General features: G+C 68.3%; 12 protein-coding genes. 4 read left to right on the forward strand and 8 right to left on the reverse strand.

Annotated elements, in window-relative coordinates; translation table 11 throughout:
* Nucleotides 1-46 precede the first annotated feature (46 nt).
* The 3 genes from V7672_RS06785 to V7672_RS06795 all read right to left on the reverse strand — a co-directional run bounded on the left by V7672_RS06785 (nucleotide 47) and on the right by V7672_RS06795 (nucleotide 3,678).
* Nucleotides 47-2,041: a S9 family peptidase gene (locus V7672_RS06785; RefSeq protein WP_335623840.1), complete on the reverse strand. Its 1,995-nt coding sequence runs from the start codon at nucleotides 2,039-2,041 to the stop codon at nucleotides 47-49.
* A 23-nt stretch (nucleotides 2,042-2,064) separates the two neighbouring features.
* Nucleotides 2,065-2,586, reverse strand: coding sequence for a translation initiation factor IF-3 (gene infC / locus V7672_RS06790; protein WP_123286284.1), 522 nt, complete (start codon nucleotides 2,584-2,586; stop codon nucleotides 2,065-2,067).
* Nucleotides 2,587-2,709: 123 nt separating this feature from the next.
* A complete protein-coding gene (locus V7672_RS06795; RefSeq protein ID WP_335623841.1) occupies nucleotides 2,710-3,678 on the reverse strand; it encodes a glycosyltransferase family 9 protein in 969 nt (322 codons plus the stop codon).
* Between the two features lie 72 nt (nucleotides 3,679-3,750).
* On the opposite strand from V7672_RS06795, the gene V7672_RS06800 reads away from it, so the two are divergent.
* Nucleotides 3,751-4,500, forward strand: a complete 750-nt coding sequence (locus tag V7672_RS06800) for an alpha/beta hydrolase (protein WP_335623842.1) — start codon at nucleotides 3,751-3,753, stop codon at nucleotides 4,498-4,500.
* Nucleotides 4,501-4,529: 29 nt separating this feature from the next.
* Here the strand turns inward: V7672_RS06800 and V7672_RS06805 are convergent, their stop codons facing one another.
* On the reverse strand, nucleotides 4,530-5,870 hold the full coding sequence (locus tag V7672_RS06805) for a peptidoglycan DD-metalloendopeptidase family protein (protein WP_335623843.1): 1,341 nt from the start codon (nucleotides 5,868-5,870) through the stop codon (nucleotides 4,530-4,532).
* Nucleotides 5,871-6,279: 409 nt separating this feature from the next.
* Between V7672_RS06805 and V7672_RS06810 the strand changes: the two genes are divergently transcribed.
* The 3 genes from V7672_RS06810 to V7672_RS06820 all read left to right on the forward strand — a co-directional run bounded on the left by V7672_RS06810 (nucleotide 6,280) and on the right by V7672_RS06820 (nucleotide 10,133).
* Nucleotides 6,280-9,465 carry an intermembrane phospholipid transport protein YdbH family protein gene (locus tag V7672_RS06810; protein WP_335623844.1) on the forward strand — a complete coding sequence of 1,062 codons (3,186 nt, stop codon included), beginning with the start codon at nucleotides 6,280-6,282 and terminating at the stop codon, nucleotides 9,463-9,465.
* 81 nt (nucleotides 9,466-9,546) lie between these two features.
* Entirely contained in the window at nucleotides 9,547-9,744 is a 198-nt protein-coding gene (locus tag V7672_RS06815; RefSeq protein ID WP_335623845.1) for a YnbE family lipoprotein, read from the forward strand.
* 26 nt (nucleotides 9,745-9,770) lie between these two features.
* The gene (locus tag V7672_RS06820) at nucleotides 9,771-10,133 is read left to right on the forward strand and encodes a YdbL family protein (RefSeq protein ID WP_335623846.1); all 363 of its coding nucleotides are present in this window, start codon (nucleotides 9,771-9,773) and stop codon (nucleotides 10,131-10,133) included.
* Nucleotides 10,134-10,140: 7 nt separating this feature from the next.
* Here the strand turns inward: V7672_RS06820 and V7672_RS06825 are convergent, their stop codons facing one another.
* From V7672_RS06825 to ccmC, 4 genes are read right to left on the reverse strand one after another with little or no spacing between them, the layout of a single operon-like run.
* Nucleotides 10,141-10,380, reverse strand: a complete 240-nt coding sequence (locus V7672_RS06825; RefSeq protein WP_335623847.1) for a hypothetical protein — start codon at nucleotides 10,378-10,380, stop codon at nucleotides 10,141-10,143.
* A 60-nt stretch (nucleotides 10,381-10,440) separates the two neighbouring features.
* The gene (locus tag V7672_RS06830) at nucleotides 10,441-10,989 is read right to left on the reverse strand and encodes a DsbE family thiol:disulfide interchange protein (protein ID WP_335623848.1); all 549 of its coding nucleotides are present in this window, start codon (nucleotides 10,987-10,989) and stop codon (nucleotides 10,441-10,443) included.
* Nucleotides 10,986-11,138 carry a heme exporter protein CcmD gene (gene ccmD, locus V7672_RS06835; RefSeq protein WP_335623849.1) on the reverse strand — a complete coding sequence of 51 codons (153 nt, stop codon included), beginning with the start codon at nucleotides 11,136-11,138 and terminating at the stop codon, nucleotides 10,986-10,988. Before ccmD ends, V7672_RS06830 begins: the two co-directional genes overlap by 4 nt.
* A complete protein-coding gene (gene ccmC / locus V7672_RS06840; protein ID WP_335623850.1) occupies nucleotides 11,131-11,859 on the reverse strand; it encodes a heme ABC transporter permease CcmC in 729 nt (242 codons plus the stop codon). The genes ccmD and ccmC overlap by 8 nt, the downstream gene beginning before the upstream one ends.
* Between the last annotated feature and the right edge of the window lie 50 nt (nucleotides 11,860-11,909).

Consider the following 11,909-nt stretch of genomic DNA (forward strand, 5'->3'; position numbering starts at 1 on the left):
GACAACGCCGACGCCTCCGGCGCGAGCGTGCAGTGCCGGTCGCGGGTCAGTCGGGCGGGTTGTGCTCGAGCAGGAAGTCGATCATCGCCGTCAGCATCGTCAGGCGCGTGTCCGACCGCGACAGCCAGTGGTCCTCGCCGTCCAGTTCGATCAGCTCGACCGGCTTGCCTGCGCGGCGCAGGGCCTGGGCCATGAGACGGCTCTGCTCGACGGGGACCACGGTGTCGTCGCGACCGTGGATCAGGAGCATCGGTGCGTCGGCCTGGGCCGCCAGCCGGACGGGCGAGCGCTCATCCAGGGAACGGTCGCCGAGCCGTTCAGCGCCCATGAAGCGGTTCCAGTAGCGCACGGCAGCATTCTCGTCCTCGGCCCGCCTGCGGGCCTCCCGATCCACCATGCGACGAAGATCGGAGACCCCGTTGACCGATACGGCGCAGCGATAGACGCCGGTGTCCAGCGTCGGTCCGGCCATCGCCGCGTACCCGCCATAGCTGCCCCCGACGACACAGACGCGCTCCGGATCGATCACGCCCTGGTCTGCCAGCCACCGAACCCCGTCCGAAAGGTCGGTCTGCATCTTGCGGCCCCATTCGCCATATCCGGCTTCGAGGAAGGCGTCACCGTAGCCGGTGGACCCCCTGAAGTTCGCCTGCAGTACCGCATAGCCGCGAGAGGCGATCGCCTGCGCCCACCAGTCGAACCCCGGGACGTCGCGCGATGCGGGCCCTCCATGCACAAGCACGACGAGCGGCAGGCCCTTCGGATCGTCGATGCCGGGCGGTGTGGTCAGATAGCCATGGATCTCCAGACCGTCCGCCGCCGCATAGCTGACCGGGCGGATCGGGGCGACCTGGTCAGCACCGATCTCCTGATAGGCGGCGCCGATCGCGCTCATCGTGCCCGCCGTCAGGTCCAGCAGATAATAGGTGCCGGAGTCGCCCGTACCGCTGGTGAACAGGATGGCCCGCTGGAAATCCTCGCTCCAGCTGATCAGAACCGGCGCGGCGTCAGGCAAGGCGGCCTTGCCCCGTTCCCACAGGGTCTGGGCGTCTGCGTCGACGAAGGCATAGATCTGGCGATCGTCGTCGAGGCGACCCGCCCCGATCAGTCGGCCGGTGGCGGGATGGAACCACAGCGACTGGGGAAAGAAGCCGGGACGGATCGACTGCCACTCCCCCGTTGCCAGGTTCACTTCGAAGAAGCCGGCGTCCTCGCCGTCGGCAGACGCCAGATCCGGTCGATCTGCGGCCACGACGACGCTGTCGCCATTGACCCCCAGGCCCAGGAGCGCCGGCAGGTCGATGGGCGCCGTCGTCTTCCAGACCTCACGGAAAGCGCCGCCGTCATTCCGGATCAGCAGGGTCCAGTCTCCCGTGCGGCCCTGGTACTCGCTGCGGGCTACAGTGCGGTCCGAGACCGGGTCGAAGACGAAGTCGTTGGTCTCGGGAAACATGGTGTCGGTAACACGGGCCCGGCCCGTATCCGGATCGACCCGGTAAAGATCGACGCGCTGGGGCCGCTCGGACGAGAACGCCCGAACCACCAGGTCAGGCCGGCCGTCGCCCGGCACCACCGTCACAGGGCTGAGCAGGGCCGGGAACATGCCCCGCGTCGTCGTCAGGAGCGGCACGACGCGCCCGTCCGCCAGATGGTACACCTGTCCCGCCGCGAACTCGGCATCCTCGATGCCGAGGTTACGGGCCGAACGGGTCTCGGTGGTGATGATCAGGACGCGGTCTTCGCCCAGCCATTGCAGCTCGCGGACCTTGGCCTCGCCGACACCCACATTGGCCACCGGGGCCAGGGCGGTGAGGTCGAGAAGGATCAGGCGCCGCTGCTCGCCGGCCACGCTGATGAAGGCAAGACGCTGGCCGGAGGGTGAAAGCTGCAGCAGCTCCAGCGACGGCAGGGCCCCATAGGCCGCAAGCGGCGGGGGCGTATTCGTCGACACGGTCTGGGCTGCCGCAAGCCCGGGCAGCGCCGAGAGCATCGCGACCGCCACAAGCATGCGAAACAGGCTCGCAACCCGTCGAACCGTCATGGTGCCCCCCCGGGTCGTGACGCCTACCTGGGCGCCAGGATCATGATCATCTGGCGGCCTTCCATGCGCGGAGCATATTCGACCTTGGCGATTTCCTCGAAGTCGGCCTGGACCTTGTTGAGCAGTTTCATGCCCAGTTCGGGGTGGGCCATTTCGCGACCGCGGAAGCGCAGGGTCACCTTGACCTTGTCGCCCTCCTCGAAGAAGCGGTGCATGGCCTTGGCCTTCACATCGTAGTCGTGGGTGTCGATGTTCGGCCGGAGCTTGATTTCCTTGAGCTCGACGACCTTCTGCTTCTTGCGCGCCGCGGCCTTCTTCTTCTGCTCCTCGAAGCGGAATTTGCCGTAGTCGAGAATCTTGCAGACGGGCGTCTCGGCGTTCGAGACGATCTGGACAAGATCCATACCGGCTTCTTCGGCGGCTTCCAGCGCGGACGCCAGAGGCATCACGCCCTGCTTTTCACCGTTCTGGTCGATCAGGAGCACGCGCGCGGCGCGGATATCCTGATTCATGGGCGGCCCATCCTTGACGGGCGGAGTTTGCATCGGACGGCGAATGGGCGTCGTTTCCTTATGTGGTCGAAAGAAGATTGGCGGCTGTCATAGGGAAACGCGCGGCGACCCGCCCCGTTTCCTGACTGTGCAATATGACCTTACGCGGCCCAATCTTCAAGGCGTGGGCCCCGGACGCCCCTCTGGCCAGGCCTCATACAGGTCAACCACGGCAGAAAAGACACGATCCACCGTCAGATCCTCGATCGGCGCGAACTGGCCGCGCGTCTCGTTGGAGGCGACCGTGGCGGTCTTTGGGCCCCAGGGGCCATACAGCCACCACTGCGTCGGGCCGAACAGGCCGAGCGTCGGCCGGCCGAGGGCCGCCGCCACATGCATCAGGCCGGAGTCATTGCCGACGAACAGGGCCGCCCGGTCGATGACGGCCGCCGAACACAGGATGTCGCCCTTGCCGACACAATCGATGCCGCGCTCGCCGGCGGCCTCGAGCGCCGGGGTCGCCGGGGGCCGGTCGCCGGGGCCACCGACCGGCATGAAGCGCCAGCCGTCAAAGCGGGGATCGGCCTTCAGCCGCTCCACCAGCTGACCCCAGCGGTCGGCGGGCCAGGACTTGCCCGGCTGATGGGCGATGGGCGCAAGCGCGATGATCGGGCCGGGACCGGCACCGGCCGCCAGCTGGGGATCGATGACGGCGGCGGCCTCGCGCCGGGCCGTCTCGTCGAGGAAGATCTCGGGGTGAAGCGGGGCGTCGGCGCCCATCAGGCGCGTGACCATTTCCACCTTGCTGACCCCCGTCTCCCATTGCCGGGTATAGACGACGCGCCGGCGGGTGTGCACCAGCCAGGCCAGGGCCGAGCCGCGGATGTCGATCACCAGATCCCAGCGCGTGCCCCGCACCTGACGCCACAGGTCATACCAGTGTCCGGACATCGGCTTCTTGTCGAGGATGATGATCCGCTCGACCCCGGGGGCGGCGCGAAAGAAGGGGGCCGGGGGCCGGCCGCAGGCCACAGTGATCGCGGCACCCGGCAGTTGACGCCCGATCTCGCGGATCACGCCCGAGGAAATCACGCAGTCGCCGATGCGGTTTGAGGTGACGAACAGGACCTGGGGGGCGCGTGTCATGCGATTCCGTCTTCGCTTCCGGGGTCAGGTCTGGCTATCAGGGTCTGCGACCCATGGCGAGAGGAGCCGGACATGACCGACCACCTGACCCGTCCCGACGGCGAACGTCTGGCCCTGAAACAGGTCGAGGGCGAGGGGCCGATTATCCTGTGGGTCGGGGGATTCCGCTCGGACATGGAGGGCACTAAGGCGCTGGCCCTTGAGGCCGCCGCACGCGAACGGGGCTGGGCCTCTGTCCGCTACGACCATTTCGCCCATGGGCAGTCGACGGGCGAATGGCGCGAGGCCACCGTCGGCCGCTGGTGCGAGGATGCCTGTGCGCTGGTCGATCATCTGGTCGAGGCAACCGGGAAGCAGGTGGTGCCGGTCGGATCCTCGATGGGGGGCTGGGTGGCGTTGAACCTGACGCTGGCGCGGCCACAGGCGATCAGGGGGCTGGTCCTGATCAATCCGGCGCAGGACTTTACCGAGCGGCTGATGTGGCCGGATCTGGGGCCCGTCCGTCAGGCCGAGATTCTGGGAACGGGCGAGACGCTGATGCCGGACGAGGGACTGGGGCCCTATGTGCTGACCCGGTCGATGTTCGAGGAGGCGCGGGCCCGCATGCTGCCGGAGGGGCCGCTACCGATCCGGTGTCCGGTGCACATCCTGCAGGGACGGAAGGATACGTCGGTGCCCTGGCGCCATCAGCTAGGCCTCATCGCGCAGCTGGAGTCGGCGGACGTGCGACTGGATCTGATCGCCGAGGGGGACCATCGATTGTCAGGTCCGGACGATCTGGCGCGCATGATCGCCGCCGTCGAGGCGATGCGCTCAGTCTGAGCCTTCGCGTTTGTTGAACCGGTCGGGGATCAGGCGCCGACGCGGCGCAGGCCCCCGGCCGTGGTCGGGCGCTGTTCGCCACCGGACAGGATCACGCGGTCGATGCGGGTCTTCTCAGCGCGGAAGGCCGCAAGGTCAGCTCCGCCGAGAATGGTCCCTTCCTGGGTCTTGACCCCGGACGGATTGATCCGGCGACCGTTCTGCCAGATTTCGTAGTGGAGGTGCGGACCGGTCGAGGCCCCGGTCGAGCCGACATAGGCGACGACCTGCCCCTGACGGACCCGGACGCCGGCGCGGATGCCCGAGCCATAGCGCGACAGGTGAGCATAGCCGGTTTCAAGGCCATTGGCGTGGCGGATGCGCAGCCAGTTGCCATAGCCACCCCAGCGGCGCGCCTCGACCACGACGCCGTCGGCAGGGGCCAGCACCGCCGTGCCGGTCGACGCGGCGAAGTCGATGCCCTGGTGCATGCGGCGGTAGCCCGAGATCGGGTGACGGCGGTAGCCATAGGAGGAACTGACACGGGCGCGGTCCAGCGGGGTGCGCATGAAGGCCGAACGCATGTTCTTGCCCGAGGCGTCGAAATACTGGGCTTCCGACGCATTGGCCGGTTTGAAGCGATAGAAGACCTGGCCCTTGAGCTCGGCATACAGCAGCTCGCCCGCCTCGACGACACGGCCGCTTTCGGTGACGGTCTGGCTGAACACCAGCACGAACTCGTCAGAGGCCCGGATATCGCGATCCAGGTCGAACTTGTGCGAGAACAGCTGGGTCGCCTTGCGGATCACTTGGCCGTTGGCTCCGGCCTGACGGGCGGTGGCATAGATCGAGCCCTTGACGGTGCTGCGGACCACGACGGTTTCGTGGGTGACTTTTTCTTCAATGGCGCGAAGGCGAAGGGCCCCGTCGAAGGTGCGGGACACGGTCAGCTGGCTGGCCGGGCCCGTGCGCATGGTGAGGCCGATCAGGCGCGCCCCGCCCCGGCCGCCGCGCGGCTGGGCGATGGCGGTCTCGAAGCGCAGACCGGCGCGCAGTTCGTTGACGTCATAGGCGTTGGCGATGGTCTGGGTGACGGCGCGGGCTTCCTCGTCCGGAATACCGGTGCGACGCACGGCCTGCTCAAAGGTTTCGCCCCTGCGGATCTGGACCGGGATGGCTTCCGGCGTGCCCATGCCGACCGGCGTTCCGGCGGCGGCGATCGCCTGGGCTTCAAGCTGGGTGATGGACTCGGCGCTGACCGCAACCGGAACCTCGGCCCTTACCGGGTGGTAGACCCGGCCCGCCAGCATGGCGACCACCAGGGCAGCGCAGGCGGTGAAGATGTGCGGCGCAAGGCGCATCGGTTGGCGGCGCGGATCAAATTGAGCCATCGTTTCCCGACATGTCGACGACGCCCGTATGGCGCCACGCGTGATACCAGCAAGTTCCGCGCCGAAGACGCCCCTCCGGCACCGGAGGTCCGCCTATAGCCCGTCAGGCCCCCAATGTGAAGCGCAAGGGTTACGAACTCTTAACGGCCAAGGCTGTTTTCCTGCATGGAGGACAGACATAGCGAGAACAAACTCGCCTGCTTCGAGTTATGCCCGACTGGGACTGTGAATCTTGCCCTGATCTTCACGACCTCGCCGAACCATCTGCCCCTGTCCAATAGTGTTCTTGAGGCAACTCTACAGTGCTCGCAAAGCAACATCCTGGTCCGCCCCGGCACTGCGCTGATCCAGACCGGGATCCGCTCGAAAGATGGGCGCGTCCCGTTCGGGGACAGGCTATGACCGTCTCGTGAGCCCACTTTCTCCCGAGCCTGAACCGACAGACAGCCCTTCGCCGGCGCGGAAGCGGCCCGGGCGGGCATGGCCGCGCGTGCTGACCGGCGTCATCGTCGGCGTGTTGATCCTGATGGCGGCGCTCTATCTGAACCGGCGGATGGTCGCGCGCGAGGTTCTGGTCGGCTGGCTGGATCGACAGGGGATCGCCGCTGAGGTCGAGGTCGAGCGGATTGAGCTGGACGGCTTTGTCGGGCGGATCCTGATCGGCGATCCTGAGGACCCGGACTTTCTGGCCCAGCGGGTCGAGGTCGATTACAGCCTGACCGCCCCCTGGTCGGAGGCGGGGCTCGGCGCCCGGCCCAGCCGCATCCGGCTGGTGGCCCCCTCGCTGCGCGCGACCTGGCAAGACGGGCGCTTCAGTTTCGGCAGCCTTGATCCGTTGATCGAACGGTTCACCAGCCAACCGGTCCAGCCCGAGGCCTCATCCCCCCTTGTGCTGGTCGAGCAGGGCGAGTTGCGCCTGACCACGGCCTACGGTCCCGTGCGGGTGCTGGCCGATGCGCGGATCGAGGACAGTCGTCTGGTCCGGATGACGGCCCGCATGCCGACGTCGGCTCTGGCGCTGGACGACCAGTCGGTGCGGGGACTGACCGCCGACCTGGACCTGACCACACGCGGGGATCGCACCACCGTTCGCCTGACCGCTGCGGCCGACCGTGTTGCCAGCGCGGACAGCACCGCCGGCGATCTGACGCTCAACGTCGAAGCCGTCCTGCCCTATCCGGAGGGAACCCCGTTGCGGCTGGACGGGCCGGGGCAGGTCGAGCTGTCGCTGGATGCCGCGACCTACTCTGCCGGCGATACGGAGGCACAGATCGTTTCGATCACTATGTCCGGCGAAGGAGAGCTGGCCGGCATCCTGACACGCCCCCGGTTTGAGGGACGCAGCCGGGGAACGGCCACAGCCGGGCGGTTCACGGGGGCCGGCGCGTCCGTGGCCGAGGTCCGGGCCAGCCTCGACGACTCGGCGACGACTATCGATCTGTCCGGCGAGGCTGCGCGCTGGAGCCGTGTCGGCCCGGCCCGGGTTCGGGCTGCTGCCGTGGACAGCGAAGCCTTTGGCGGACGGGACCTGGACCTGACGACGGCCCGTCTGGTCGCGGGCGGGAGCGACGGCCGGTTTGAGGTCACCGGTCCCTGGCAGGTCCGTGCGGGGCAGGCGTCGTCCGGCGAGCTGCAGCTGGCTGGTGTGTCAGGCGGACTCGATCTGGATCTGGTGTCAGACGGGGCGCTGACCCTTGCCGGACGGCTGGCCGCTGATCGGGGCCGCTGGCCCTTGCTCGGCGAGGCCGCCGCAGACGATGTGCCAGAACTGGCCGCGATGAAGGCGGCGCTGAGCGATTTCCGGCTGGAGGCACCGGGCTTTGTCTATCGGTCAGGGGTCGGCGGCGGGCGTCTGGACCTGACCCGTCCCGTCGCCATCCGTCCGCGCAATGGGGGTCAGCTGACGATCCGCGAAGGCGCTGCGCCCGTCCTGGTGCTGCGGGACGGCGAGGCGGCCGGGGGCCAGTTTCGCCTGACCTCCACGCGGGGCAGCGGCCTGCCCGAGGCCGAGATTGCCGTGCCGCGCTGGGCCCTGATACCGGGGGGCTTTGTGGCCGATTTTGATGGTCGTGCCGCGATGGACTTTGGCCTGGGGCGGGGACTGACGCTGGCTGGCGATGGACGCCTGCAGAGCCGCAACGGCGCGGTGACCATCACCACCACCGACTGTATGGCCGTGACCGCCGAGCGGCTGGAGCTGGGCGAGAATGACGTCGCCGATCTGGTCACGCGCCTGTGTCCCACCGGCAGTGCCCCGCTGGTGCGGATCGCCGACGGCGGTTGGCGGGTGGACGGGCGGCTGGCGGACGGCTCGGGGCGGGCGCCCTTCCTCGCGCTTGAGGTTGAGGATCTGGGTGGTGCGGTTGAGGTGATCGGACGCCCGCAGGGTCTGTCGCTGGACCTGACGGTCAGCGAGGCCCGTCTGGACGATGCGACCCGGCCGATCCGCTTTCATCCGCTGCAGGGACGCGGCATCGCCCGGATGCGGGGCGAGTCGTGGACGGGTGACTTTGTCCTGGCACGCGACGGCATGGAGGTGGCGCAGCTGGATCTGGCGCACGATGGCCTGACCGGTATCGGCGGCGTGGACATCTCGACCGGAGATCTGACCTTTGCCGAAGGGGGGCTGCAGCCCTCGACCCTGACGCCACTGGCCGCCGACCTGGTCGGCGAGCCGGTCACGGGCATGGCGCGCTTTGACGGGCGGATTGCCTGGACGGCGGAGGACGGGACCAGCACCGGGCGACTGGCCCTTCGCGACCTGGCCTTTGCCAGCCCCGCCGGACAGATCGCCGGCCTGGAGGGCACGGTCGAGTTCACCAGCCTGGCCCCGCTGACCACAGCGCCGGACCAGTCCCTGACCGCCCGCTCGCTGGAGATTGCGGGCGGGGTCACCGATCTCGGCGTGACCTTCACCCTCGACAAGGCGGCCCTGTCGGTATCGGGCGCCGAGCTGGCGGTCGGAGCTGGACAGGTGTTGATCGAGCCGTTCGACGTCCCGCTGGACCCGGCGGTTGCCTGGGGCGGGACCATTCGGCTGGAGCGGGTACAGCTGGGTGATCTGGTTTCCGGGGCGGGGTTTGGCGACAAGGTACAGCTGGACGCCATCGTCTCGGGAAGCATTCCGTTTGTGCGCAATCCCGATGGCCAGATCCTCATCTCGGGGGGATCGCTGCAGGCCGTCCAGCCGGGCCGGCTGTCGATCCAGCGCGAGGTGCTGTCCGGGCTGGAAGCAGGCGGCGGGGGCGAAGAGATTCCGCCCGGCGTGGTCGAAGACCTAGCCTATCAGGCAATGGAGTACCTGGCGTTCGACACCCTGACGGCGCGTGTCGACAGTCTGGACGGCGGGCGGCTGGGGGTGCTGTTCCGCATCAGGGGCCGCCACGATCCGCCCGAGCGCCAGGAGCTGCGACTGGGCCTGATGGATGTGATCCGGCGCGATTTCCTGGGTCAGCCGCTGGAGCTGCCGTCCGATACCGGCATCCTGCTGACGCTCGACACCACCTTCAATATGGACCAGATCGTATCCGATATCCTCGCCTACAACCGTGCCCGGCGCGGCGAGCCCGATCCCGTAGCGGCGAGCGAGCCGTAACCCGAAGCCGATACGCGCGTTCAGACCCTGTTCACCCCCGTTGGCGCTGTATGGCCCCGACACTGATGGAGACTTCCGGACATGAGGCCCTTTCTGCCCTACCGCAAAGCCCCCGCCCTGCTGGTCGTCGCGACCGCGCTGGCGCTGGGCGCGTGCACGCCGACCATTCGCCTGGAAGTCGCCCCGATCGAGATCTATGCCAAGCTCGACGCCGACGTCCGGGTCCGCCTTGATCGGGAGCTGCAAGAGCTTCTGATCGAGAACCCCAACCTGTTCTGATGAACCGAGCCCTGAAGGGTATGACCATGACTTTCCGCAAACTCTTCGTCATCGCCGCCGCCGTCGCCGCCCTGGGCGTCGCCGCGACCGGTGCGTTCGCCCAGTCTGCCGAGCAAAAGGCGATGGTGGACCGGGCCAAGGCCGAGGGCATCGTCGGCGAACAGGCCGACGGCTATCTGGGCTTTCGCGTCAGCTCGTCCGACCCTGCCCTGACTGAAGCGGTACAGGTCATCAACGCGGGCCGCCGTCAGGCCTATGCCCGCAGCGCGGCCGAAGCGGGCACGACCACGGCCGTCGCCGGCGCCGTGATGTTCGAGAACCAGCTGCTGCCGAGGATCACCTCGGGCCAGTGGTACCGCACCAACGACGGACGCTGGGTGCAACGCTAAGCCGGGACTAGACCCGGATATCCAGATAACTGCCGGGGCGCAGGGGGCGATCCGCCGCCTGCGCTTCGGTGCGTGAGGGCTCCGCCGGGGCAGCCGCAGCAGGCCGTGCTGCAACCTGCTGCACGGTTTCGACCTGGGCCAACGCCTGTCTGAAAAACGCCGCCTGCGCCTGACGAACGCCCGTGGCCGGTCCCGCCGGAGGCGAAGCAGCCGGGTTGAGGGGCAGGAAGGGGCGGATGTCGCTCATCCCCCACAGGTTAACGAACAGGGTTCAGAATTCGTTAACGGCCTGCCCGAACGGCGAGGATCACGGGCGCTCGGCCGGGGCGTTGAGGGCGTCGACCAGACGGCGCACGTCAGCCGCATCTGTCAGGGGGCCGGTGTGTTTGGCCACCACCCGGCCATAGGCGTCGACCGCATAGGTTTCCGGCACGCCCGCTATGCCCAGATCCAGCCCGGCCTGACCCTCGGCATCGACCAGAACCATGGAAAACGGGTCGCCCAGTTCGTCCAGAAACGCACGGGTGGCTGCCGGTTCGTCCTTGTAGGCAATGCCGACGATGGCGATCCCCTGCCCCTTCAGCTCCATCAGCACCGGGTGTTCGATCCGGCACGGCGCGCACCAGGAGGCGAACATATTGACCAGCATGGGCCGTCCCACGCCCGCTGTCTTGATGTCGACCTGCCCCGGCCCGGCGACATCTCCGGTCAGCATGGGCAGGACGGTTTCGGGCACCGGGTGTCCGACCAGGGCATCGGGCTTGTAGGCCGGGTCGCGGTTCAGGGCCCAGCCTGCGAACAGGATGGCCAAACCGACCAGTGCGACGAGCGGGAGCAGGGCCAGCCAGCGTTTCATGTGTCGTCCCCCTCCAGCCGGTCGAGTTCGCGCTTCCAGCGGCGCGCCTGCATCAGGCAGCGGGCGACCACCGCGACCAGCACGCCGACCGTCACCGCCCAGGCGGGCCAGACAAAGGCGGCATAGGACCCCATGTCCAGATCAACCATGAGCTCCCTCCCGTGCCCGCCGTGATTTCAGGGCCAGCACCCGACGCCGCACCACTTCGGTCCGAATGGCGGTCAGCCAGACGGCGAGGAACAGGGCCAGATACGCCGCCATCATGGTCAGCAGCGGCCACAGATAGGCCGGGTCCAGACTGGTCCCGCCAGCGCGCAACAGCGAGGCCGGCTGATGCAGGGTGTTCCACCAGTCGACCGAGAATTTCACGATCGGCAGATTGATCAGGCCGACCAGACCCAGCACCGACGCCGCGCGGGCGCCCCGGCCCTCGTCGTCAAAGGCCCCGCGAAGGACCGCATAGGCGATATAGAGCAGGAACAGCACCAGCATGGAGGTCAGGCGCGCGTCCCACACCCACCAGGTGCCCCACATGGGCTGACCCCACAGGGCGCCGGTGATCAGGGCCAGACCGGTATAGGCCGCCCCCGGCAGCACCGCCGCCCGGGCCGCCGCATCGGCCAGCGAATGCCGGAAGATCAGATAGAAGAGGCAGCTGACACCCAGAGAGGCATAGACCGCCAGCCCCAGACTGGCCGCCGGCACATGGATGAACAGGATGCGGACCGTGTCGCCCTGCAGCGCGTCCTCGGGCACGCGGAAGGCCCAGACCGAGCCCACGGCCAGCAGCACCGCCGCGATGACCCACAGAGGGCCGACCAGCGGGCGGGTGACGCGCATAAATCTGTCGGGATTGGCCAGACCGAACATGGGCGCGGCTTACCCCCCCGACCGCAGGGCGGCAAGCGGCCCGCATGTCG

Source organism: Brevundimonas sp. (assembly GCF_036963785.1).
Classification (GTDB): Bacteria; Pseudomonadota; Alphaproteobacteria; order Caulobacterales; family Caulobacteraceae; genus Brevundimonas.